We start from the raw sequence: 23860 nt of genomic DNA on the forward strand, positions 1-23860 counted from the left end.
GGCGCTGGCGCAGCGCGCGGCTCGCCTGCTGGCGGCGGACGGCACGGCGTCGGTGGTCGTCGACTGCGAGGCCGGGCCGGTTCGGCTCGGCCTCGCCGGCGCCCTCGCCCGGGACCTGGGCGGTACGGGCGTGACGCTGGAGGAGTTGCGCGCCGAGGCCGTCACCGACCTCGTACGGGACGCCACCGGAACTCACCGGCAGCCGCAGACACGGAGGGCCGCGTAATGCCGAAGGGACAGCCGAGCACCGTACCGGCGGACGGACTGACGACGCGTCAGCGCCGCAACCGTCCGCTCGTGGTCGTACACACCGGCGTCGGCAAGGGCAAGTCCACGGCCGCTTTCGGGCTCGCGCTGCGGGCCTGGAACCAGGGCTGGCCGATCGGTGTTTTCCAGTTCGTGAAGTCGGCGAAGTGGAAGGTCGGCGAGGAGCGGGCCCTGCGGGTGCTGGGCGCGAGCGGCGAAGGCGGCTCGGTGGCCTGGCACAAGATGGGCGAGGGCTGGTCCTGGATCCAGCGGGACGGCGAGATGAGCAGTGAGGACGCGGCACGCGAGGGCTGGGAGCAGGTCAAGCGGGACCTCGCCGCGCAGACGTACCGGCTGTACGTACTCGACGAGTTCGCCTATCCGATGCACTGGGGCTGGGTCGACACCGACGAGGTGATCGCCGTGCTGCGTGACCGGCCCGGCGCCCAGCACGTGGTCATCACCGGCCGCAACGCGCCGGGAAGGCTCATCGACGCCGCCGATCTGGTCACCGATATGTCCAAGGTCAAGCACCCGATGGACACGGGCCAGAAGGGCCAGCGGGGCATCGAGTGGTGAACACGTGAACGTCCCCCGCCTCGTCATCGCCGCGCCCTCCTCCGGCAGCGGCAAGACGACCGTCGCCACCGGACTGATGGCCGCCTTCGCCGGGGCAGGGCTGAGCGTCTCCCCGCACAAGGTGGGACCCGACTACATCGACCCGGGCTACCACGCACTGGCCACCGGGCGGCCGGGACGGAACCTCGACGCGTATCTGTGCGGCCCGGAGCGGATCGCCCCGCTCTTCGCACACGGCGCGGCCGGGGCCCGACTGGCCGTCATCGAAGGCGTGATGGGCCTGTTCGACGGCGTGGGCGGTGAGGGTGAACTGGCCTCGACCGCGCATGTGGCGAAGCTGCTGCGGGCTCCGGTCGTGCTGGTCGTGGACGCCTCCTCGCAGTCCCGGTCGGTCGCGGCGCTGGTGCACGGCTTCGCGTCCTGGGACCCGGCGGTACGGGTCGCGGGGGTGCTGCTGAACAAGGTCGGCTCGGACCGCCACGAGGAGCTGCTGCGGGAGGCGCTGGACGGAGCCGGAGTGCCGGTGCTGGGGGTGCTGCGGCGGGCGGCGGCGGTGGACACACCGTCCCGGCACCTCGGGCTGGTGCCGGTCGCCGAGCGGCGCGCCGAGGCGGTCGCGGCGGTGGCCGCGCAGGCCGCGCTGGTACGGGAGGGGTGCGACCTCGAGGCGCTGCTCTCGCTGGCGCGCGGCGCGCCCGCGTTGGGGGCGGGTCCGTGGGACGCTGCGGCCGAAACCGGTGAGCCCGCCCCGGAGACCCGGGCGGAGCGGCCACGCGTCGCCGTCGCCGCGGGCGCCGCGTTCACCTTCTCCTACGCGGAGCACGCGGAACTGCTGCACGCCGCCGGCGCGGAGGTCGTCCCCTTCGACCCGCTGCACGACGAGACGCTGCCCGACCGCACCCGCGGCCTCGTCATCGGCGGCGGTTTCCCCGAGGTCTACGGGCCGGAGCTGTCCGCGAACCAGCCGCTCCGCACCGCCGTCACCGAACTCGCCGCCGCGGGCGGACCCGTGGCGGCCGAGTGTGCCGGACTGCTCTATCTCTCCCGCGAGCTGGACGGCAGGCCGATGTGCGGCGTACTGGACGCCACCGCCCGGATGACCGAACGGCTCACGCTCGGCTATCGCGAGGCCGTCGCCGTCGGCGACAGCGCGCTGGCGGTGGCCGGATCGCGGGTCCGGGGCCATGAGTTCCACCGCACCGTCCTCACGCCCGGTGCGGGAGGCGAGCCCGCCTGGGGGCTGGTGCGTCCCGAGCGTCGTACGGAAGGCTTCGTGGGCGGCGCGGAAGGAAACGTGCACGCCTCCTATCTCCATGTGCACTGGGCCGCCGCACCGGAGATGGCCCGCCGGTTCGTAGAGAGGTGTACCGCATGAGCAGGCTGATCGGGGTGGGGGTCGGCCCCGGCGACCCGGAGTTGGTCACCGTGAAGGGCGTCAACGCACTGCGCGACGCGGACGCCGTCGTCGTACCCGTGATGGAGGACGGCGGTACGGGCCGTGCCGAGGCGACCGTGCTGCACTACGTCGACGCCGCGCGGGTCGTCCGCGTCGTCTTCGCGCTGAACGAGCGCAGCGACCGCGGCCGCAGGGAAGCCGCGTGGGACGCGGCGGGCGCGCGGGTGGCCGAACTGCTCGGCACCCACCGCACGGTGGCCTTCGCGACCATCGGCGACCCCAACGTCTATTCCACCTTCAGCTATCTCGCCCAGACGGTGGGCGAGTTGCTGCCGGGACTGGTGGTGGAGACCGTTCCGGGCATCACGGCGATGCAGGACCTGGCCGCCCGTAGCGGCGCCGTGCTCACGGAGGGGACGGAGCCGCTGACGCTGGTCCCCGTCACGGCCGGGACCAGCGTGCTGAAGGAGGCGCTGGAGGGACCGGGGACGGTGGTGGCCTACAAGTTCGGGCGACTGGCCGCCGAGGTCGCGGACGCGCTGCGCGACACCGGCCGTACGGACGGCGCGGTGTGGGGCTCGGCGCTGGGCCTGCCCGGCGAGTCCATCCGGCCGGCCGCCGAACTGACCGCGCCGGACGCGCCACTGCCGTATCTCTCCACCCTGATCGCCCCCGCCCGGCGGGGCTCCCGAGGAGGCAAACTGTGACCGCCGGCTCCCCGCACGGCACCGCACCCGGCGCCAAGGTGACCATCGTGGGCGCCGGGCCGGGCGCCGCCGACCTGTTGACCCTCCGCGCGGTACGGGCCATCGCCGAGGCCGACATCGTCATCTGGGCCGCCAGCCTGGTGCAGGAGGAAGTGCTGCGGCACGCGCGCGGCGACGCCGAGGTCCTGGACTCGGCGACGATGTCCCTGGAGGACGTCATGGCCGTGTACGCGCGGGCGCATCGCGCGGGGCTGCGGGTGGCCCGTATCCACTCCGGCGACCCGGCACTGTGGGGCGGCACGCAGGAACAGTGCGACCGGTGCGCGGAGCTGGGCATCGAGGTGGAGATCGTGCCCGGGGTGTCGGCCTTCTCGGCGGTGGCGGCGCTGGTGGGCCGGGAGCTGACGATCCCGGAGGTCGCTCAGTCCGTGATCCTGACCCGGCTGGGCGGCGGCAAGACGCCGATGCCGCCGGGTGAGGAAGTGCGGGAGTTCGCGCGGCACGGCACGACGATGGCGCTCTTCCTGTCCGCGGCACGCTCGGGTCAGCTGACGGCCGAACTGCTGGAGGGCGGCTACCCGACGGACACCCCCGTGGTCATCGCCTACCAGGCGACATGGCCGGAGGAGCTGGTGCTGCGCTGCACGATCGGCACGCTGGCGGAGACGGTCAAGGAGCACAAGCTCTGGAAGCACACCCTCTTCCTGGTCGGCCCCGCGCTGTCGGCCACCGGCACCCGGTCGCACCTCTACCACCCGGGGCACTTCCACGGTTTCCGGCGGGCGGACCCCGAGGCACGGCGCGCCCTGCGGGCGGCCCGAACGGCCGCGGACGGCTGACACATGACCGCGGACGACATTCCCCCGCACCGGCCGGGCGAACCCCGGCCGGGCGAACCCGACCTGCGCGAACCGGATCTGCCGCGCACCGCGAAGGCGCGCCCCAAGGCCCTGCGTACCGGCTGGACCACGGGTACCTGCGCCTCGGCCGCCGCCCGCGCCGCCGCGCTCTATCTGGCGACGGGCGAGGCACAGCCGTGGGTGGAGGTCGCGCTCCCCTCGGGGCGGCGGGTGACCTTCGCGGTCGAGGAGTCGGCCGAGCTGCGGCAGGGCCGTACGGAGTCGGTCGTGGTGAAGGACGCGGGCGACGACCCCGACGTCACCCACGGCTCACGGCTGACGGCCACGGTGAGCTGGCGCGGTGCGCCGGGCCTCGCGCTGCACGGAGGCGTCGGCGTCGGCGTGGTCACGCGGCCCGGCCTCGGCCTGGAGGTGGGCGGCCCGGCGATCAATCCGGTACCCCGGAGCATGATCAACCAGGCGGTCGGGGAGGTCATCGACGTCGACGCGCGCGGCGTCGACGTCACCATCAGCGTGCCGGACGGCGAGCTGCGGGCACGGAAGACGACCAACGCCAAGCTCGGCATTCTGGGCGGCATCTCGATCCTCGGGACGACGGGGATCGTACGGCCCTTCTCCACCGCCTCGTGGCGGGCGAGCGTCGAACAGGCGGTCTCGGTGGCCGCCGCGCAACACGTCCCGGCCGTGGTCCTGTGCACGGGCGGCCGTACGGAGAAGGGCGCGATGGAGCTGCTGCCGCAACTGCCCGGCGTGAGCTTCGTCGAGGTCGGCGACTTCACGGGTGCCGCCCTGCGGCGTGCGGTGGAGGGCGGGGTTCCGCACGTCGTCTTCGTCGGCATGGCGGGGAAGCTGACGAAGCTGGCCTCCGGCATCCTGATGACCCACTACACCCGCTCGAAGGTCGACCCCGGTGTGCTCGCCGACATCACCCGCACCGCCGGCGGCCCGGCTGCGGTCACCGAGCAGGTCGCCCACGCGAACACCGCCCGGCACGCCTTCGAACTGTGGGACTCGGCCGGGCTGCTGGAGGCCGCCGGCACGGAGCTGTGCCGCCGTGTCGCGGAGGTCCTGGCCCGCTTCACGGAGCACGCGATGACGGCTGAGGCGGCGATGGTGGACTTCACCGGCCGGACGGTGATCGCCTCGGCCGGGTCGTCGGCCGTACGCGGGGGGCTGCTGCCGTGATCACAGTCATCGGCACGGGCACCGGCACCGGTACGGACGCGGGCGCGGACGCAGAGCTCCAAGGGCCGGGCCGGGACGCGGCGTTGGCCGGGGCGACCCTGGTCGTGGGCGCGCGGCGGCATCTGGACGCGGCGCCGGTTCCCGCCGGAGCGGAGCGCTTCGTCCTGGGGGCGCTGTCTCCGGCCCTCGACGCGGTCGAGGCCCACCTTGCCGTGCCCGGCGCCGGCGTCGTCGTGCTCGCCTCGGGCGATCCCGGCTTCTTCGGCATCGTACGGGCGCTCGCCGGCCGCTTCGGCCCCGCGGCGCTCCAAGTACTGCCCTCCGCGCCCGCCGTCGCCGTCGCGTTTGCCCGCGCCGGGCTGCCGTGGGACGACGCCGCCGTCGTCAGCGCGCACGGGCGCGACCCGCGCACCGCCCTCAACGTCTGCCGCGCGCATCACAAGACGGCGGTGCTCACCGGCCCCGGCTGCGGCCCCGCCGAACTGGGCGCCGCCCTCGCCCGTACCGGCATCCCCCGCACCCTCGTCGTCGCCACCGCCCTCGGCAGCGCGGACGAACACGTCGAACGCCTCTCCCCCGCCGAGGCCGCCGCCCGTGTCTGGCCCGACCCCGTCAGCCTCGTCCTCTGCCTCGACGAGACCCGCGCCGTGGCGCCCGCGCAGCGCACCCTCGCCGGCGGCCGGTCCGCACCGGGCCGATGGGCGCTGCCGGAGACGGAGTTCGCGCACCGCGACTCGATGGTCACCAAGTACGAGGTACGCGCCCTCGCCCTCGCCCGGCTGGGGCCGGCCACCGGGGACCTCGTCTGGGACATCGGCGCGGGCAGCGGTTCGGTGGCCGTGGAATGCGCGCGACTCGGCGCGGCGGCGATCGCCGTCGAGCGGACCGCCGAGGGCGTCGAACGCGTCCGTGCGAACGCCGCCGCGCACGGCGTCGACATCGAGACCGTGCACGGCAGCGCACCCGATGTGCTGGGTGAACTCCCCGATCCGGACGCCGTCTTCGTCGGCGGCGGCGGGCGGCAGCTGCCGGCGATCGTGGCGGCCTGCGCACGCCGTGCCCGCCGCTGCGTCGTGGTCACGCTCGCCGCGCTCGACCGGGTGCCCGAAGTGCGGGCGGCCCTCGCCGGGGCCGGGCTGGCCCCGGACGGCGTACTGCTGCACTCCTCCCGGCTGTCACCGCTGCCGGGCGAGGTGACCCGGCTCTCCGCCACCAACCCCGTCTTCGTCCTCTGGGGCACCGCCCCGGCACCACACCCGGCATCCGATTTCCCCGACCCCGCAGAAGGAGCCACACCGTGATCGGCCTCATCTCCGCCACCGCGGCAGGCGCCACGGCCCGCGACCGGCTGGCCGCGGCATGGCCGGACCGTACCCGCAGCTACACCGGCCCGACCGTCCGCGAGGCCGTCGAGCGGGCGTTCGCCGAGTGCGACGAACTGGTCTGCTTCCTCGCCACCGGCGCCACCGTCCGCCTCCTCGCCCCGCTGCTGGCCGGCAAGGCCACCGATCCGGGCGTGGTGTGCGTGGACGAGGCACAGCAGTACGCGGTGGCGCTGCTGGGCGGTCACGCGGGCGGTGCGAACGAACTGGCGGGCGCGGTGGCCGACGTGCTGCCCGGCTGCCGGCCCGTGATCACCACGGCGACGGACGCCGCCGGGATACCCGGCCTGGACACGCTCGGCTGGCCGGTCGAGGGCGCGGTGGCGGCGGTCACCCGCGCCCTCCTCGACGGCGCCCCGGTCACCCTGCGCGCGACGGCGCAGTGGCCGCTGCCCGCCCTCCCGCCGCATGTCACACCGCCCGGAGGCGGCGCGGGCCCCTACCTCCCGGCGGCCGGTGACACCGCCGCGGCGCCGCCCACCCTCTGGGTGACGGACCAGGTCATCCCGCTCGGCCCCGGCGATGTCGTGCTGCGACCGCCGTCGCTGGTGATCGGGGTCGGGGCGAGCAGCGGCGTGTGCGGTGACGAAGTGCTCGAGCTCATCGAGGGGGTCCTCGACGACGCGGGGCTCTCCGCGCGCTCCGTCACGGAACTGGCGACCGTCGACGCCAAGGCCGGTGAGCCCGGGCTGCTCGCCGCCGCCGACCGGCTGCGGGTGCCGCTGCGCACGTACCCCGCCGAGGTGCTCGCCGGCATCGAGGTGCCCAACCCCTCCGACGCGCCGCGCGCCGCCGTCGGCACCCCCTCCGTCGCGGAGGCCGCCGCGCTGGCCGTCGCGGGCGAGGGGTACGAACTCCTGGTGCCCAAAGCCAAGTCGGCGCCGCAAGGCCGTCCCGCCATGGCCACCGCCGCCGTGGCGCGGCGCCGCCCGCGCGGCCGGCTGTCCGTCGTGGGGATCGGTCCGGGCGCGCGTGACCTTCTCACCCCGCGCGCCCGGGCCGAACTGCGCAGGGCGTCGGTGCTGGTCGGCCTGGACCAGTACGTCGAGCAGATCCGCGACCTGCTGCGGCCCGGCACCCGGGTGCTGGAATCCGGGCTGGGCGCCGAGGAGTTGCGGGCCCGTACCGCCGTGGCGGAGGCCCGTGCGGGGCACTCCGTCGCGCTGATCGGCAGCGGCGACGCGGGCGTCTACGCGATGGCCTCCCCCGCCCTCGCCGAGGCGACCGGCGAGATCGACGTCGTCGGCGTCCCCGGCGTCACCGCCGCACTGGCGGCGGCGGCGGTCCTCGGCGCGCCGCTCGGCCACGACCACGTCTCCATCAGCCTGTCGGATCTGCACACCCCGTGGGAGGTGATCGAGCACCGGGTACGGGCGGCCGCCGAGTCGGACATCGTGGTGACCTTCTACAACCCGCGCTCGCGGGGCCGGGACTGGCAGCTGCCGAAAGCGCTCGGCATCCTCGCCGAGCACCGGACGCCGCGTACCCCCGTCGGCGTCGTCCGCGCTGCCAGCCGCCCCGACGAGCACGCCACACTCACCACGCTCGGCGCGCTCGATCCCGCGACCGTCGACATGATGACCGTGGTGACGGTCGGCAACACCGCGACCCGGGCGATCGCCGGGCGCATGGTGACGCCCCGGGGTTACCGGTGGCAGTCGTGACGGGGTACGGGCCGGCCGGCGCGGCACCCGTGCACGTCACCGACCGCTGCGCGGGCTGCGGCGCGTGCCTGCTGACGTGCCCGGAGCGGGCGATACGCCCGCGCGGCGGCACCCTGCTGGTCCGGCCGGATCTGTGCACCGGCTGCGGCGAGTGCATCGAGGTGTGCCCCGTCGACGCGATAGCCGGGACCGGCACCCTTGCCGGAAGCGACAGCGCCGGGGACCTGAACTCCCTTTTCGGAGGCCCCTGTTGAACACCCGTACCGTCCATCCCATCGAACGCGAGTCCTACCGCGTCCTGCGCTCCCGCATCGACACCGCGTCGCTGCCCCCGCTCACCCGTGCGGTGCTGGAGCGCGTCATCCACTCCAGCGCCGACCTCGGTTACGCCACCGACCTCGTCACCGACGAGACCGCGCTGCGCACCGCGCACGCGGCCCTGCACGGGCAGCCGCCCGCGCCCGTCGTGACGGACGTGGAGATGGTCGCCGCGGGCATCACCCGCCGGCAGACGGTGTGCCGGCTCGCCGACGCGAAGTCCGCCGGCACGCTGACCCGTTCCGCGCACGCCGTCCGCCTCGCCTACGAGCAGGTGGGGCCGGGCGCGGTGTGGGTGGTGGGCTGCGCACCGACCGCGCTGTACGAACTCATCGACCTCGACGTCTCGCCCGCCCTCGTCATCGGCCTGCCGGTCGGCTTCGTCGGCGCGGCCGAGAGCAAGGCCGCCCTGCGCGCCAGCGGCCTCCCGGCCGTCAGCAACGTCTCGGAGAAGGGCGGTTCGGCCGTCGCCGCTGCCGCCCTCAACGCACTGCTGTACACAGCGACTTCAGATATCCCGGATACCAAGGAGAACCAGTGACGACCCCGCCCGCCCTCCTCCTCGTCGGCCACGGCACCCGTGACGAGGAGGGAGCCGAAGCCTTCCGTTCCTTCGTCGGCGACCTGGGCCGGCGCGACCCGGAGATCCCCGTCGCGGGCGGGTTCATCGAGCTGTCGCCGCCCCCGCTCGCCGACTCGGTGGCCGAACTCGTCGAGCGCGGCGTGACGAGGTTCGCCGCCGTGCCGATGATGCTGGTCTCCGCCGGGCACGCCAAGGGCGACATCCCCGCCGCCCTCGCCCGCGAGCAGGAGCGGCACCCCGGCATCTCCTACACCTACGGCCGCCCGCTGGGCCCGCACCCGGCTCTGCTGTCCGTGCTGGAGCGTCGGCTGGAGGAGGCGTTGAACGGCGACGGCGCCGCCCCCCGTACGCCCAACGACCGCGCCCGGGTCACCGTGCTGCTCGTCGGCCGCGGGTCCACCGATCCGGACGCCAACGCCGAGGTGCACAAGGCGGCCCGGTTGCTGTGGGAGGGGCGCGGCTACGCGGGCGTGGAGACGGCGTTCGTCTCGCTCGCCGCCCCCGATGTGGCCTCCGGCCTGGACCGCTGCCGCAAGCTGGGCGCGACCAAGGTGGTGGTCCTGCCCTACTTCCTCTTCACCGGCATCCTCCCCGAGCGCGTCCGCCAGCAGTCCGCGGGCTGGGCGGCGGCCAACCCGTCGGTCGAGGTGGTCAACGCCGATGTCATCGGCCCTACGGAGGAACTGGCCGGCCTCGTCTTCGAGCGCTACCACGAAGCGGTGGAGGGCGACCTGCGGATGAACTGCGACAGCTGCGTCTACCGCGTCACGATGCCCGGGTTCGAGGACAAGGTCGGCCTGCCGCAGCAGCCGCACTTCCACCCCGACGACGACGGTCACCACCACCCGCACCACAGCGGTGACCCTCATGCGCACTCCCATTGAGCCGGCGGCCGGCCAGTCGGACGGCGGGCACGACCTGCGGCACCACGGTGACGCCGAAGTACGGGACGCGGGAGCGGAGCTGACCGATCTGGCGGTCAACGTCCGCAGCGGCACTCCGCCGGCCTGGCTGAAGGCCCGGATCGCCGCCTCGCTCGACACGCTTGCCGCCTACCCCGACGGCCGTGCCGCCCGCCGCGCCGTGGCCGCCCGTCACGGGGTGGCCGAGGAGGGGGTGCTGCTCACGGCGGGTGCCGCGGAGGCGTTCGTGCTGCTGGCCCGCGCGCTGCGGACCGTGCGGGGGGTGGTGGTGCACCCGCAGTTCACGGAACCGGAGGCGGCTCTGCGGGACGCGGGACACCCGGTCGAGCGCGTACTGCTGAGCGCGGCGGACGGCTTCCGGCTGGACCCGGCGGCCGTGCCGGAGAGCGCCGACCTGGTGGTCATCGGCAACCCGACCAACCCCACGTCCGTACTCCACCCCGCGCGCACCCTCACCGCGCTCGCGCGGCCGGGGCGGACCCTGGTCCTCGACGAGGCGTTCATCGACGCGGTGCCGGGTGAACGGGAGTCCCTGGCACCGCACTTGGCGGGTCTGCCCGGCCGCGTCGTCGTGCTGCGCAGCCTCACCAAGACCTGGGGCCTGGCCGGGCTGCGCGTCGGTTACGTGCTGTCCGACCCCGAAACGGTCGCCATGCTCGCCCGGCACCAGCCGCTGTGGCCCGTCTCGGCCCCGGCGCTGACGGCGGCTCAGGCGTGCTGCGAACCGGCCGCGCTCGCGGAGGCCGACGCCGCGGCCCGGCAGGTCGCGGTGGACCGCGGTCATCTGCTGGCCCGGCTGGGCGAGTTCGGCCCGGCGGGCCTGCACACGCCGGGCCGTCCGCAGGCACCGTTCGTCCTGGTGCGGCACCCGGAGGCGGTGACGCTCCGCGAGGGGCTGCGCGCGCGGGGCTTCGCCGTGCGCCGCGGCGACACCTTCCCCGGACTGGGCCCGTCATGGCTCCGGCTGGCGGTACGGGACCGGGAGTGCACCGACCGGCTGGTGACCGCCCTGGCGAAGGTTCTCGAGGGCCACTGACGGCCGGTGCCCGCCGGCTACCGCCACCGACGGCGGCCCGCCCCGCCCGGGGTCAGGCGACGTGCCGCGACCGCGCCTCCGTGCCCACCACGCCCTGCGCGATGCCCAGGGCGACCACGTCCTGCGGCCGCAGCCGCAGCTCCTCGGCGGTCGCCGGGACCTCCTGGCCGGAACGCTTGAGGATGGCGGCGGCGAGTTCGGGGGCGATCACGGAGAAGTAGCTGTCCGGCGTGACCCACAGCCTGCCGGGAGCTGCGAGGGCCAGCGCGCCGCCCGAGCCGCCCTCGCCGATGAGCAGCGAGGTGACGGGCACGGCCGCCTCTGCGACGGCGGCGAAGGCCTCGGCGATCGCCGGCCCGGCCCCGGCCCGCTCGGCCTCGGCGTCGTTGGCGGCACCGGGCGTGTCGATGAGTGTCAGCACCGGGATGCCGAGCCTGTCCGCGGTACGGATCAGCCGCGCGGCGGTGCGGAATCCGGCGGGGCGGGTGGCGGTGCCGCACTGTGCCGCGTAGGCGACGGTACGGCCCGCCCGCTGCCCGAAACCGCACAGCGTCCCGTCGTCGACGCCACCGCACCGGTCGCCCCGTACCTCCTCGCGCCGGTCGAAGTACGCGTCCAGGTAGGCGGCGGCGCGCGGCCGTCCGGCGGCGCGGGCCCGCGCCAGGGCGTCCTGCCCGCTGACCGGGAGGTCCGGGCCGTCCGGGCCACCCGGGCCGGCGGAGCCGCGCGCGGTCGGCAGGGCGGCGGGCGGGGGCGCGGGGGTGTCCGAGCCGCCGCCTGTCAGCAGGGTGAGGTAGCGCTCCAGCACGCCGCCCAGCTCCGCCTCCGGCACGATCCGGTCGATGTGCCCGGCGGCGTGCTGCCCCTCGGCGGTGTACGCCCCTGGGTCGGCGCCCGCCGGACGTACCCGGGAGCCCGCGAAGGCGACCTGGGCGCCGGGCAGGGCCAGCACCACGTCGGCACTCGCGCCGAGCGTGGCCCAGCCGCCGCCGGTGGCGGGGTTGCGGAGGACGGCCAGTTGCGGCACACCCGCCCGCCGGGCGAGCGCGGACTGCTCTGCCACCCGCTGCAGTTGGGAGAGCGCGACCATGCCCTCCTGCATGCGGCTGCCGCCGGTGGCGATCAGCGAGACGAGGGGCAGCCGGTGCGCGCGGGCGTGCGCGTAGGCGGCCTCGATGCGGTCGCCGGTGCCCGCCCCGAGCGAGCCGCCGAGATAGCCGAACTCGAAGGAGATCAGCACCGCTTCGACGGCACCGATCCGGGCGGTGCCGCACACGACGGACTCGCTCTCGCCGGTGCGCTCGCCCGCGCGCGCACGGGCGAGGCCGTAGCCGTTCCACTCCAGCGGCCCGTCCGGGTGCGGGGCCGGCGGCCGTTGCGCCCCGGCCCGCGCGTCGGCCAGTTCCGTGAAGCCGCGGGCCACGGCCCGGATCGCGCCACGCGCCGAGTGCCGGCTCTCGCGCGCCGGTTCCCCGTCACTCATGGAGCGACCGTTTCATGAGCTTGCCCATGTCGTTGCGGGGCAGGGAGTCCCGGTAGCGGACCACACGTGGCCTTTTGTGCGGGGCGAGCTGCCGTGCGACGTGGTCGATGAGTTCCTGCTCCGACGGGTGCCGGGAGCCGGGCACGATCCAGGCGACGATGCGTTCACCGAGGTCGTCGTCGGGCTCGCCCGTCACGGCTGCCTCCGCGACGTCGGGGTGTTCCAGCAGCGCGTTCTCGATCTCGCCCGCACCGATCTTGTAGCCGCCGCTCTTGATGAGGTCGGTGGCCTTCCGGCCGACGATCCGCACGTAGCCGTCCGGGTCGCGGGTGGCCATGTCGCCGGTGCGGAACCAGCCTCCGGCGAAGGCCTCGGCCGTGGCGTCCGGCCTGTTGAGGTACTCGGTGAACAGGTTCCGGCCGCGGACCTGGATCTCGCCGACGGTCTCGCCGTCCTGTACCTCGATCCGCTCGCCCTCCTCATCGACGAGCCGCAGTCCGACGCCGCTGAGCGGGACGCCGACAGCGCCCGGGCGGCGCTCGCCGTCCGCCCGCACGCTGGTGTTCATCAGCGTTTCGGTCATGCCGTACCGCTCCACGATCCGCTGACCGGTGGCGGCGGCGATCCGCTCGTGGTCGTGCGCGGGCAGCGCGGCCGATCCGGAGACCAGCAGCCGGGCACCCGCCAGCGCTTGGGCCAGCCGCGGATCGGTGCCGACCTCCTCGGCGACCCGGTGGTACATCGTCGGCACGCCGAAGAGCATCGTGCCTCCGCCGCTGAGCGCGTCCCTGACACCGTCGGTGGAGAAGCGGCCGAGATGACGCACCGTCCCGCCGCGGCGCAGCGGACCGAGGATGCCCAGGATGAGCCCGTGCACGTGGAAGAGCGGAAGCGCGTGCACGAGCACGTCCTCGGCCGTCCACTGCCAGGCGTCCTCGAGCGCGTCGAGGGTGGCGGTCAGCGCGCGGCGCGGCAGCACGGCACCCTTCGGTGGCCCGGTGGTGCCGGAGGTGTAGACGATCAGCGCCGGTGCTTCCTCATCCGGCTCTGCCAGCTCTTCGGGTGGCGCCGCTCCCGTGTCCGCCGGGGCGGTGACGACGTCGGTACGGGGCAGTGCCGCGAGCGCGTCGGGGAGCTGGACGCCGGGCTCGGCGAGTACGAGGACCGGTTCGCTGTCGCTGACGATGTGCGCCAGTTCGCGCTCCCCCACCTTCGGGTTGAGCGGCACCGCGGGTGCCCCCGCGAGCAGGGCCGCGACCACCGCGACGCTGGTCTCCAGGGTGGGGGTCGCCCAGATGGCGATGCGCCGGGCCGGGACCAGTTCCCTGGCGAGAGTGCCCGCGACGGCGGCCAGTTCGGCGTAGTCGAGGGTCTGTTCGCCGAAGCGCAGAGCGGTCCTGGCGGGCGGGGTGCGCAGTGCCGGGAAGAACGTGGACACGGAGTGGCTCCTCGCGGTCGTACTCGCGGGTGACAGTGCGGTGTGCGGTCAGTGCGGTCGTGGTCCGGCGGACGGGCCGTCACCCGAATCCGGGTACCACCATGACCAGCCAGATCAGGGCCGGTCCCAGAGCGGTCACCAGCCCTCCGTAAATCATCAGTTGGCGGAAGAAGCGGTCCCGGTCCACCTTGTCGGCGCTCGCCAGTACGAGTGCGCCGTTGGTGGAGAAGGGGCTGACGTCGACGACGGTGGCGGAGACGGAGAGGGCAGCGACCATGCCGATGACCCCGATCTCGCCCTTTTCGAGGAAGGGTACGACGAGCGGGATGAGGGCGCCGATGATGCCGACGGAGGACGCGAAGGCCGAAACGATCCCGCCGATGTAGCAGAACAGCAGCGCGGCGACCAGTGGAATGCCGATGGCCGCGACGCCCGCGCCCGCCCAGTCGATGGTGCCCATCTCTTCCAGCATGGTGACGTAGGTGAGCATGCCGCACACCAGCAGAACGGTGGGCCAGGCGATGCCGCTGACGGCCGCCTTGCTGTCCGCGGGCCAGATGACGGCGAGGACGACGGCCAGCAGGATGGCGGTCAGACCCGCGTCCAGATCGAACGCGAGGACGGCGACCACGAGGGCGACCAGGCCGGCCAACGTGGCCGTGCGGGCCGCGTTGAGCCGTACGGCACCGCCCGGCTGCTCCTCGTCCGCGGTGGTCCCGGGCCCGGTTCCCATCCCGGCCGAATCCGCCGCGGCCGCGGAGTCCGTGGCCTTGGAGTCCTTCGCCGCCGTTGCGGGACCGTCGTCACGGGCCGCGGCGGAGCCGGCGCCGGCAGCCACCACCGCTTCGTTGCCGCGCAGCCGCAGGCCGCCGCAGGCGACGAAGATGATCACCGCGATGACGAGGTTGACGAGCAGGCTTGCTCCGAACAGGGCGATCTCGTTCCCCGGCAGGCCCTCTTTGGCCACGATGCTGTTGACCGTCGAGCCGTAGATGCTGATCGGCGAGAAGCCGCCGGCCTGCGCACCGTGCACCACCAACGCGCCCATCAGCAGCGGGTGGATGCGGTACTGCGCCGCGAACCCCATCGCGATCGGCGCGATGATGGCGACCGCCGCGGGGCTGACCGCGCCGATGGCCGTCAGCACGCCGGTGACCGCGAACATCACCCACGGAATGAGCACGACCCTGCCGCGCACCAGCCGGATTCCGGCATGCACCAGCCAGTCGGTCGTGCCGTTGGCACGGGCGATGGCGAAGAAGTACGTGACCCCGACCAGCACCACGAAGAGATCGCCGGGGAATCCCGCGAAGATCTTCTCCGCGTCGAAACCGGCGGCGAGCGTTCCGACCCCGAACGCGGCGGCGAAGGCGAGCGCCCCGATGTTGATCGAGCGTGTGGTGGCGATGACGAAGATCACCGCCAGCACCAGGATGGATATGAGTTCGGCAGACATCGGGGCTCCCGTCCTTGGGTCCCAGGGGCAGATGGACCGCCTGACCCGGGGGAGAAAACTGGCCAAGTGGCTGGACCACCGTCGGGTCTGCGGTTTTACCCTGTCAATACTTCGGGCAGAATTGGTTCAGCCACTTTGCCATCAGGCCTCTGAGCCTCCGGACCACGGTGCTACGCTCCCCGCCGGGGGGCAGTGAAGACCAAGGGGGGTCCGCATGACCGACGACGCGCTGCGACCGATGACGCGTCCCCGCCTCTACGAGCAGGTCCTGGAGCGGCTGCGCGCCTACGCCGACGAGCACGAGCTGGTCGCGGGAGACCGGCTGCCGCCGGAGCGGGAGCTGGCACAGCGCCTCGGCGTCAGCCGCGCCTCCGTCAAGCAGGCCGTCGTCGTCCTCGAGGTGCAGGGGCTCGTCGAGACACGGCACGGCGGCGGTACGTACCTCGTGCGCGACACCCTCGACGCGGAACCGGTCGACCGGCTCGTCGAACGCCGGCGGCGGCTCCCGGACGTACTGGAGGCGAGGGAGGCACTGGAGACCAAGCTCGCCGAACTCGCCGCGGAGCGCCGCACGGAGAGCGACCTGGCGGAGATGCGCACCGCCCTGCGCGGCATGGAATCGGACATCGCCGCGGGTGGTCACGGCGTCGAGGGCGACCGGCACTTCCACGCGGCCGTCACGGCCGCCGGACACAGCACGCTGCTCGCGGAGTTCATGGGCTCGATCGCCGAGGCGGTCGCCGAGAGCCGCAACGAGTCGCTGCGGCAGCCCGGCCGGCCCACCCGGTCGCTGGACCAGCACGTCCGCATCTTGGAGGCGATCGAGGCGGGCAGCCCCAAGGCGGCCGCCACCGCGATGCGCCGTCACGTGCGCACCGTCGCCAAGGTCCGGCTCCTGGAGTGGGACCCGGGCGAGGAGAACGAGGGCTCCTGACCCGGACTCAGTCCAGCAGCCCGGGCTTCACACGGCCGGTCCAGCCGGTCACCTGCTCGTAGGCGTGGGCGAGTTGGAGCAGCGGGAAGTCGGCGTGCGGCCGGCCGATCAGCTGGACACCCGTGGGCAGCCCGCGGCCGTCGAACCCGGCGGGTATCCCGATCACGGGCAGCCCCGCGAGGGACCAGGGGACGACGGTCTCCATCCAGCGGTGATAGGTGTCCATCGCGCGCCCGCCGACCCGCTCCGGCCAGTGCGTCTCCTTGTCGAACGGGAAGACCTGGGCGGCCGGGGCGAGTATGTAGTCGTAGCGCTCGAAGAACTCCGTCAGGGCCGCGTACCAGCGGTCCCGGGCGGCGGCTGCCCGGGTGAGGTCGAGCGCGCTGAGCGCGATGCCGTGCTCGGTCTCCCAGACCGCCTCCGGCTTCATCGCCTTCCGCGTACGGGGGTCGGCGTAGAGCTCGTAGCGCTCCAGGTTCGCCCACCAGCGCCAGGTCAGAAACGTCTGCCAGATCTCTTCGAGCGGGAAGTCCGGTACGGCCTCGGTGACTTCACAGCCGAGGGTCTCCAAGGCGCTCAGGGCCGAGCGGCACACGCCGAGCACGCCGGGTTCGGTGGCCAGCCGGCCGTTCCAGTCCCCCACCCAGGCGATCCTGGTACGGGTACGGGCGTCCCCGACATCACCTTCGAGGCGCTCCCGGAAGCGCTCGGGCCCCTCGGGGATGCCCAGCGGCGCGCTCGCGTCGGGCCCCGCCATGACCGACAGCAGCCGGGCGAGGTCCGCCGTGCTGCGCGCCATGGGGCCGGTCACGGACAACTGCGGCACGAAGCCGGGCGCCGGGACCCGGCCCCAGCTCGGGCGCATGCCCAGCACGTTGTTGAAGGCCGCGGGGTTGCGCAGCGAACCCATGTAGTCGCTGCCGTCCGCCAGCGGCAGCATCCGCAGGGCCAGCGCCGCGGCGGCGCCACCGCTGCTGCCGCCCGCGGTGCGTGCGGGGTCGTAGGCGTTGCCCGTGGTTCCCCACACCGGGTTGTAGGACTGCGAGCCGAGCCCGAATTCGGGGGTGTTGGTCTTCCCGATCACCACCGCCCCCGCCTCCTTGAGGCGCTTGACGAACAGCGCGTCCCCCTCGCCGCTGCGGTCGCGGTGGAGCGGCGAACCCTCCGTCCACGGCAGCCCCTCCGCCTCCGAGAGATCCTTCACCGCGTGCGGGAAACCGTGCATCCAGCCCAGGCGTTCACCGCGCAGCAGTTGCGCGTCACGCTCGCGCGCCTGCCGCAGGGAGATCTCCGGGTCCTGCGCCCCGACGATCGCGTTGACGTGCGGGTTGATCCGCTCGATGTGGCCGAGATACGCCTCCATGACCTCGACGCACGACACCTCGCGGTTCCCGATCGCCCGGGAGAGTTCCAGGGCGTCCCACGACACGATCTCCCGCACCGGGTCTCCTCCTTCGGTTCGGCTGCGGACCCGCGGCGGGCGCGGTGGCTTTCAGCGCACCACCCGCCCCCGCAGCACCACCCTGCGCGGAGCAGCCAGCACCCCGACGTCCGCCCGCGGGTCCTCGTCGTAGACGACCAGGTCCGCCGGTGCGCCCTCGTCCAGGCCGGGGCGGCCGAGCCAGGTCCGCGCCGCCCATACGGCCGCCGACAGCGCCTCCGCGGCGGGGATGCCGGCCCTCTTCAGCTCCACCACCTCCGCGGCGGCCAGCCCGTGCGGCAGGGAGCCGCCGGCGTCGGTGCCGACGAAGACGGGGATGCCCGCGTCGTGGGCGGCGCCCACCGTCTCGTAGCGGCGCTCGTACAGCCGCCTCATGTGGGCCGACCAGCGCGGGTACCTGCTCTCGCCGGCCGCCGCGATCTCCGGGAAGGTAGCGGTGTTGATGAGGGTGGGAACGATCGCGACGCCGCGCTCCGCGAAGAGCGGGATCGTCTCCTCGGTGAGCCCCGTGGCGTGCTCGACGCAGTCGATGCCGGCCTCCACCAGATCGCGCAGCGAGTTCTCGGCGAAGCAGTGCGCGGTGACCCGCGCGCCCTCCTCGTGCGCGGCGGCGATGGCCTCGTCGATGGCCCAGCGCGGCCAGCTGGGGGCGAGATCACCCTCGGCGCGGTCGATCCAATCCCCCACGAGCTTGACCCAGCCGTCGCCGCGCCGCGCCTCGTGCCGGACGTAGGCGGCGAGATCGCCGGGCTCGATCTCGTGCGCGTAATTGCGGATGTAGCGCTTGGTACGGGCGATGTGCCGCCCCGCACGGATGATCCGCGGCAGGTCCGCCCGGTCGTCGATCCACCGGGTGTCGGCCGGCGACCCCGCGTCGCGAAGCAGCAGGGTGCCCGCTTCCCGTTCGGAGACGGCCTGCTTCTCGGTGGTGGATTCGTCGACCGCTCCCTCGGCGTCGAGTCCGACGTGGCAGTGCGCGTCGACCAGTCCGGGCAGCGCCCAGCCCTGGATGACCAGGGGGTCCGGCGCCGTGTTCGGCGGGCGCCGGTAGGTGATCCGTCCGTCCACCACCCACAGCTCGTCCCGTACGTCCTCGGGCCCCACCAGCACGCGCCCCTTGATGTGCAGATTGCCGCGGTCGCTCATGTGCGCACCCTACGAGCCCGCTCACGCGCCGCACAGACACCCTCACAGGGCACTCCGAGGCAATTGCGGCCGACCGGGCCGGCGAGCACGCACCGTGCTCGCCGCATTGCAGTTCCCGGAGAAAAGATGCGACATTGGAGGCACCGGTGGAGAATGCATTTCCCGGTCTTTTCTCGAACACAGCCGACTGCATTCTTCTGCCCGCTTTTCGCTTTTCTAAACGCTACACTTCTGTGAGCCCCGTCGCTACGCACCGCCTTGGACCTCCAGTCGTTACGCCAATGTGACAGAGTCCACAAAGTGTCCGTATTGCCCGGGAAAATCACCATACAAGACCCCAGTTTTCCCCCCGGGACATGCGCGCCCGCGCGATAACACATGATCTCACTGCCACGTAACCTCACCCCGCCGTGCGTTTTTAGGATCTGCTGGGTAAATTTAATACCCATGACCGCCGCACAAGCAGACCATGCACGTGCCCACAGAGATTTCCTGGAAATGCCGGAAGGGCTGACACTCGACGCTCCAGAACTGGAGGACGGAGCCGCGATCTGGCGCATAGCCCGCGACTCCCGGACGCTCGACCTCAACTCCTCCTACAGCTACCTGCTGTGGTGCCGGGACTTCGCCACCACCTCTGTGGTGGCCCGCGACGCGGGCGGCGCCCCGGTCGGGTTCATCACCGGCTACGTACGCCCCCAGCGCCCGCACACGCTCGTCGTCTGGCAAGTGGCCGTCGACGAGGCGGCCCGCGGCCGCGGGCTGGCAGCGGCCATGCTCGACGGGCTGGCGGCCCGGGTGGCCCGGGAGCTGGGCATCGACGGGATCGAGACCACCGTCACTCCCGACAACACTCCCTCCAACCGCCTCTTCACCTCCTTCGCCCAGCGGCACGGCGCGGCGACGGAGAAGGAGGTGCTCTTCGACGCGGGAGTGTTCCCCGACAGCGGTCACGAGCCCGAAGTGCTGTACCGGATCGGCCCGGTCGCGTCCCTGCTGGACGCCCGTCCGGTCGCCCCGCGCTGACGTACGCGCCCGTACCGCTCTTCGCCCCCGGTTCTTCGGTCCCCCGGATGCCCCCGAGCCCCGAGACCCCCCGAACAGACTTCTTCTTCCCGAGACTCAACCCCCCAGGAGCATGCTGTGACCATCACTCAGCCGGACCTGAGCGTCTTCGAAACCGTCGAGTCGGAAGTCCGCAGCTACTGCCGCGGCTGGCCCACGATCTTCGACCGGGCGCAGGGCTCACACATGTACGACGAGGACGGCCATACGTACCTCGACTTCTTCGCCGGAGCGGGCACGCTCAACTACGGCCACAACAACCCGGTACTCAAACGCGCGCTGCTCGACTACCTCGAGCGGGACGGCGTCGTGCACGGCCTGGACATGAGCACCGCCGCCAAGCGGGCCTTCTTGGAGACTTTCCAGGAGAAGATCCTGCAGCCGCGCGGCTTGAACCACAAGGTGATGTTCCCCGGCCCGACCGGCACCAACGCGGTCGAGGCGGCCCTGAAGCTGGCCCGTAAGGTCAAGGGCCGCGAGTCCATCGTCTCCTTCACCAACGCCTTCCACGGCATGTCGCTGGGCTCGCTGGCAGTCACCGGCAACGCCTTCAAGCGCGCCGGCGCGGGCATCCCGCTCGTGCACGGCACGCCGATGCCGTTCGACGACTACCTCGGCGGCACCACCGACGACTTCGTCTGGTTCGAGCGGCTGCTGGAGGACCAGGGCTCCGGCCTGAACAAGCCCGCGGCCGTCATCGTGGAGACCGTGCAGGGCGAGGGCGGCATCAACGTCGCCCGCGCCGAGTGGCTGCGCGCCCTCTCCGACCTGTGTGAGCGGCACGACATGCTGCTGATCGTCGACGACATCCAGATGGGCTGCGGCCGTACCGGCGCCTTCTTCTCCTTCGAGGAGGCGGGCATCAAGCCGGACATCATCACGCTGTCCAAGTCCATCGGCGCCTACGGGATGCCGCTCGCGCTCACCCTGATCAAGCCCGAGCTGGACATCTGGGAGCCGGGCGAGCACAACGGCACCTTCCGCGGCAACAACCCGGCCTTCGTGACGGCCACGGCCGCGATCGAGACCTACTGGGCCGACCAGCAGATGGAGAAGCAGACCCTCTCGCGCGGCGAGCAGATCGAGGCCGTGCTGCGCGCGGTCGCCGAGGAGCACGGCGAGGAGGTCGCCGACTTCCGTGGCCGCGGACTGGTCTGGGGCCTGGAGTTCCAGGACAAGGACCGGGCCGGCGCCGTCGCCAAGCGCTGCTTCGAGCTGGGTCTGCTGATCGAGACCTCGGGTCCGCAGAGCGAGGTCGTCAAGCTGCTGCCCGCACTGACCATCACCCCCGAAGAGCTGGACGAGGGCCTGCGCGTGCTGGCCCGGGCGGTCCGCGAAACCGCATAACGTCATCGCTCACGGCCCGTCCCGGTTGCGTCCGGGGCGGGCCGACCCCGTAATGAGAGAGAAAGGCACGGCAGAAAACGTGATCATTCGTTCGATCAAGGACATCGAGGACACCGACCGACACGTCAAGTCCGCATCCGGCACCTGGGAAAGCAAGCGGATCGTGCTGGCGAAGGAGCGTGTGGGCTTCTCGCTGCACGAGACCACGCTGTACGCGGGTACGGAGACGTCGATGTGGTACGCAAACCACGTCGAAGCCGTACTTTGCGTCGAGGGCGAATCCGAGCTCACGAATGACGAGACGGGTGAGAAGCACATGATCACCCCCGGCACCATGTATCTGCTCGACGGGCACGAGAAGCACACCATGCGCCCCAAGACCGACTTCCGGTGCATCTGTGTCTTCAACCCGCCCGTCACGGGCCGGGAGGATCACGACGAGAACGGCGTCTACCCGCTTCTCACTGAGCCGGACGAGGACTGAGCCCACAAGGCTCGGCCGTCTTCGGCCAGTTCGGCCGTTTCGGCCGATTCGCCCATCATCAGGGCCGTACGAGAGGAGAGGAAGGCAACACCATGACCACCGCACCCGAGCGCACCGCCGACCTGTACCCGACTCGCGGAGCCACCGAGGTGGCCACCCCCCGGATGGACCCCGTCCTATGGTCCGACCCGGGTGCTCCAGGGCCGTTCGAGGAACCGGATCTGGCGGATTTCGAGCGGGACGGATTCCTTGCGATCGACCAGCTCATCGCACCGGGTGAGGTCGACACCTACCGCAGGGAACTGGACCGGCTCGTCACGGATCCGGAGATCCGTGCCGACGCGCGCTCGATCGTGGAGCCGAAGTCGGAAGAGATTCGGACCGTGTTCGAGGTGCACAAGATCAGCGAGGTCTTCGCCAACCTGGTGCGGGACCCTCGAGTGGTGGGCCGGGCACGGCAGATCCTGGGTTCGGACGTCTACGTCCACCAGTCCCGGATCAACGTCAAGCCGGGGTTCGGTGCCACCGGTTTCTACTGGCACTCCGACTTCGAGACCTGGCACGCCGAGGACGGTCTGGCGAAGATGCGGACCGTCTCGGTCTCGATCGCGCTGACCCGGAACTACGACACCAACGGCGGCCTGATGATCATGCCGGGGTCGCACAAGACCTTCCTCGGCTGTGCGGGTAAGACCCCGAAGGACAACTACAAACAGTCACTGCAGATGCAGGACGCGGGCATCCCGTCCGACGAGTCCCTGTGCAAGTTCGCCGACGCGCACGGCATCAAGCTCTTCAAGGGCGAGGCCGGCTCGGCGACCTGGTTCGACTGCAACTGCATGCACGGGAGCGGTGACAACATCACTCCGTACCCGCGGAGCAACGTCTTCATCGTCTTCAACAGCGTGGAGAACGAGGCCAGGGACCCGTTCGCGGCACCGGTCCGCCGCCCCGACTACATCGGCGCGCGGGACTTCACCCCGGTGCGGTGACCCAGGCACGCGCGTCTCGGACCGAGCCCGCGTGATGAGGGGGGAGGCCGCATGACGGCCTCCCCCCTTTTTTCTGCTTTTCCGGTCTCCGCCGCGCCGGGACCGCGAACCGGTCAGCTCTCGTGGCGGCCGTCGACCCGGCGCGGCAGGCCGAGCGGGTTGGCGTCGCGCAGCTCGGGCGGCAGCAGCGGGTCCGGCGCGTCCTGGTAGGCGACGGGCCGCAGCCAGCGCTCGATGGCGGTGGCGCCGACGGAGGTCGAGGTGGACGTGGTCGCCGGGTAAGGCCCGCCGTGGTGCTGAGCGGGGGCCACCGCCACGCCTGTCGGCCAGCCGTTGACCAGCACGCGGCCCGCCAGCGGCGTCAGTGCGGCGAGCAGCCGGGCCCCGTGGCCGCCGTCGCCGGCCGCTTCGGCGCCGCTGAGCTGCACGGTGGCGGTGAGGTTGCCCGGCAGCCGGGAGAGCGCCGCGGAGACCTCGTCCTCGTCCCGGTAGCGGGCGACGACGGTGACCGGCCCGAAGCACTCCTCCAGCAGCAGCTCGTACTGCGGCGATCCGAGCTTCCCGGCCGGGACGGTGAGAAGGCCCGCGGCGACGGTGTGTTCGTCCCCGCCCTGGCCGGCGCCCGCGGGCACCGGGGCCTGTACGCCCTCCAGTTCGCCGCGGGCGCCGACCCCGGCGAGGAACGCCTCGCGCATCCTGCCGTCCAGCAGCGGTCCCTGGGGCGCCTTGCCCACCGCGTCCGTCAGCGCGGCGAGCAGCCGGTCACCGTCCGCCCCCTCGGGGGCGAGCACCAGGCCGGGCTTGGTGCAGAACTGTCCGGTTCCCATGGTCATCGAGCCGGCCAGCCCGGCGCCGATCTCCTCCGCGCGCTCCGCCGCCGCGGCGGCGGTGACGACGACGGGGTTGAGGGAGCCGAGTTCGCCGTGGAAGGGGATCGGCGTCGGCCGCGCCGCCGCCGCGTCGAAGAGCGCGCGTCCGCCCCGTACCGAGCCGGTGAAGCCCGCCGCCGCGACGAGCGGGTGTTTGACCAGTTCGACGCCCGCCTCGAAGCCGTGCACCACGCTCAGCACGTCCTCGGGCAGCCCGGCCTCGGCGGCTGCCCGGCGCAACGCGGCGCCGGTCAGCGCGGAGGTGGCGGGATGGTCCGGGTGCGCCTTGACGACGACCGGGCAGCCGGCGGCGAGCGCGCTGGCGG

General features: G+C 72.9%; 22 protein-coding genes and 1 pseudogene. 17 read left to right on the forward strand and 6 right to left on the reverse strand.

What is annotated here, in order from left to right; translation table 11 throughout:
• The 12 genes and pseudogenes from ACRDP3_RS01455 to cobC all read left to right on the forward strand — a co-directional run.
• Nucleotides 1–226: pseudogene (locus ACRDP3_RS01455) on the forward strand (hypothetical protein); the annotation flags it as partial.
• Complete coding sequence (gene cobO, locus ACRDP3_RS01460; protein ID WP_431514947.1) at nucleotides 226–825, forward strand: cob(I)yrinic acid a,c-diamide adenosyltransferase; 600 nt, start codon at nucleotides 226–228, stop codon at nucleotides 823–825. The pseudogene ACRDP3_RS01455 and the gene cobO, both read left to right, overlap by 1 nt.
• Before the next feature lie 4 nt (nucleotides 826–829).
• Complete coding sequence (locus ACRDP3_RS01465) at nucleotides 830–2200, forward strand: cobyrinate a,c-diamide synthase (RefSeq protein WP_431514948.1); 1371 nt, start codon at nucleotides 830–832, stop codon at nucleotides 2198–2200.
• Complete coding sequence (gene cobI / locus ACRDP3_RS01470) at nucleotides 2197–2928, forward strand: precorrin-2 C(20)-methyltransferase (RefSeq protein ID WP_431514949.1); 732 nt, start codon at nucleotides 2197–2199, stop codon at nucleotides 2926–2928. Before ACRDP3_RS01465 ends, cobI begins: the two co-directional genes overlap by 4 nt.
• Nucleotides 2925–3767, forward strand: a complete 843-nt coding sequence (cobM, locus tag ACRDP3_RS01475) for a precorrin-4 C(11)-methyltransferase (protein WP_431514950.1) — start codon at nucleotides 2925–2927, stop codon at nucleotides 3765–3767. Before cobI ends, cobM begins: the two co-directional genes overlap by 4 nt.
• A 3-nt stretch (nucleotides 3768–3770) precedes the next feature.
• The gene (locus ACRDP3_RS01480; protein ID WP_431514951.1) at nucleotides 3771–4973 is read left to right on the forward strand and encodes a cobalt-precorrin-5B (C(1))-methyltransferase; all 1203 of its coding nucleotides are present in this window, start codon (nucleotides 3771–3773) and stop codon (nucleotides 4971–4973) included.
• On the forward strand, nucleotides 4970–6274 hold the full coding sequence (cbiE, locus tag ACRDP3_RS01485) for a precorrin-6y C5,15-methyltransferase (decarboxylating) subunit CbiE (RefSeq protein ID WP_431514952.1): 1305 nt from the start codon (nucleotides 4970–4972) through the stop codon (nucleotides 6272–6274). The genes ACRDP3_RS01480 and cbiE overlap by 4 nt, the downstream gene beginning before the upstream one ends.
• The gene (cobJ, locus tag ACRDP3_RS01490) at nucleotides 6271–8019 is read left to right on the forward strand and encodes a precorrin-3B C(17)-methyltransferase (protein WP_431514953.1); all 1749 of its coding nucleotides are present in this window, start codon (nucleotides 6271–6273) and stop codon (nucleotides 8017–8019) included. The genes cbiE and cobJ overlap by 4 nt, the downstream gene beginning before the upstream one ends.
• Complete coding sequence (locus ACRDP3_RS01495; protein ID WP_431514954.1) at nucleotides 8007–8273, forward strand: DUF362 domain-containing protein; 267 nt, start codon at nucleotides 8007–8009, stop codon at nucleotides 8271–8273. Before cobJ ends, ACRDP3_RS01495 begins: the two co-directional genes overlap by 13 nt.
• Nucleotides 8270–8878 (forward strand): precorrin-8X methylmutase, encoded by a 609-nt coding sequence (locus tag ACRDP3_RS01500; protein ID WP_431514955.1) that lies wholly within the window; start codon nucleotides 8270–8272, stop codon nucleotides 8876–8878. Before ACRDP3_RS01495 ends, ACRDP3_RS01500 begins: the two co-directional genes overlap by 4 nt.
• Entirely contained in the window at nucleotides 8875–9804 is a 930-nt protein-coding gene (locus tag ACRDP3_RS01505) for a sirohydrochlorin chelatase (protein ID WP_431514956.1), read from the forward strand. The genes ACRDP3_RS01500 and ACRDP3_RS01505 overlap by 4 nt, the downstream gene beginning before the upstream one ends.
• Nucleotides 9788–10879 (forward strand): Rv2231c family pyridoxal phosphate-dependent protein CobC, encoded by a 1092-nt coding sequence (gene cobC / locus ACRDP3_RS01510; RefSeq protein WP_431514957.1) that lies wholly within the window; start codon nucleotides 9788–9790, stop codon nucleotides 10877–10879. Before ACRDP3_RS01505 ends, cobC begins: the two co-directional genes overlap by 17 nt.
• A 52-nt stretch (nucleotides 10880–10931) precedes the next feature.
• Here cobC and ACRDP3_RS01515 read toward each other — a convergent pair whose 3' ends face one another.
• From ACRDP3_RS01515 to ACRDP3_RS01525, 3 genes are all read right to left on the reverse strand, one after another.
• The gene (locus ACRDP3_RS01515; protein ID WP_431514958.1) at nucleotides 10932–12362 is read right to left on the reverse strand and encodes a carboxyl transferase domain-containing protein; all 1431 of its coding nucleotides are present in this window, start codon (nucleotides 12360–12362) and stop codon (nucleotides 10932–10934) included.
• A complete protein-coding gene (locus tag ACRDP3_RS01520) occupies nucleotides 12355–13800 on the reverse strand; it encodes an acyl-CoA synthetase (protein ID WP_431514959.1) in 1446 nt (481 codons plus the stop codon). Before ACRDP3_RS01520 ends, ACRDP3_RS01515 begins: the two co-directional genes overlap by 8 nt.
• 79 nt (nucleotides 13801–13879) lie before the next feature.
• A complete protein-coding gene (locus ACRDP3_RS01525) occupies nucleotides 13880–15256 on the reverse strand; it encodes an SLC13 family permease (protein WP_431514960.1) in 1377 nt (458 codons plus the stop codon).
• Between the two features lie 214 nt (nucleotides 15257–15470).
• Between ACRDP3_RS01525 and ACRDP3_RS01530 the strand changes: the two genes are divergently transcribed.
• Nucleotides 15471–16190: a FadR/GntR family transcriptional regulator gene (locus tag ACRDP3_RS01530; protein ID WP_431514961.1), complete on the forward strand. Its 720-nt coding sequence runs from the start codon at nucleotides 15471–15473 to the stop codon at nucleotides 16188–16190.
• 7 nt (nucleotides 16191–16197) lie between these two features.
• On the opposite strand, the gene ACRDP3_RS01535 is transcribed toward ACRDP3_RS01530, so the two are convergent.
• Both ACRDP3_RS01535 and ACRDP3_RS01540 read right to left on the reverse strand, forming a co-directional pair.
• Entirely contained in the window at nucleotides 16198–17631 is a 1434-nt protein-coding gene (locus ACRDP3_RS01535; protein ID WP_431514962.1) for an amidase, read from the reverse strand.
• A gap of 51 nt (nucleotides 17632–17682) precedes the next feature.
• The gene (locus ACRDP3_RS01540; RefSeq protein ID WP_431514963.1) at nucleotides 17683–18777 is read right to left on the reverse strand and encodes an amidohydrolase family protein; all 1095 of its coding nucleotides are present in this window, start codon (nucleotides 18775–18777) and stop codon (nucleotides 17683–17685) included.
• Between the two features lie 447 nt (nucleotides 18778–19224).
• Between ACRDP3_RS01540 and ectA the strand changes: the two genes are divergently transcribed.
• The 4 genes from ectA to thpD all read left to right on the forward strand — a co-directional run bounded on the left by ectA (nucleotide 19225) and on the right by thpD (nucleotide 22665).
• Nucleotides 19225–19803 carry a diaminobutyrate acetyltransferase gene (gene ectA, locus ACRDP3_RS01545; RefSeq protein ID WP_431514964.1) on the forward strand — a complete coding sequence of 193 codons (579 nt, stop codon included), beginning with the start codon at nucleotides 19225–19227 and terminating at the stop codon, nucleotides 19801–19803.
• Between the two features lie 117 nt (nucleotides 19804–19920).
• A complete protein-coding gene (ectB, locus tag ACRDP3_RS01550; RefSeq protein ID WP_431514965.1) occupies nucleotides 19921–21189 on the forward strand; it encodes a diaminobutyrate--2-oxoglutarate transaminase in 1269 nt (422 codons plus the stop codon).
• A 79-nt stretch (nucleotides 21190–21268) separates the two neighbouring features.
• Complete coding sequence (locus ACRDP3_RS01555; RefSeq protein ID WP_431514966.1) at nucleotides 21269–21673, forward strand: ectoine synthase; 405 nt, start codon at nucleotides 21269–21271, stop codon at nucleotides 21671–21673.
• 92 nt (nucleotides 21674–21765) lie between these two features.
• The gene (gene thpD / locus ACRDP3_RS01560) at nucleotides 21766–22665 is read left to right on the forward strand and encodes an ectoine hydroxylase (protein WP_431514967.1); all 900 of its coding nucleotides are present in this window, start codon (nucleotides 21766–21768) and stop codon (nucleotides 22663–22665) included.
• Between the two features lie 113 nt (nucleotides 22666–22778).
• Here thpD and ACRDP3_RS01565 read toward each other — a convergent pair.
• The coding region (locus tag ACRDP3_RS01565) for an aldehyde dehydrogenase family protein (RefSeq protein ID WP_431514968.1) at nucleotides 22779–23860 on the reverse strand (1082 nt) is incomplete at its 5' end.

The sequence above is a fragment of the Streptomyces sp. genome (assembly GCF_050698815.1).
Lineage (GTDB): Bacteria > Actinomycetota > Actinomycetes > Streptomycetales > Streptomycetaceae > Streptomyces.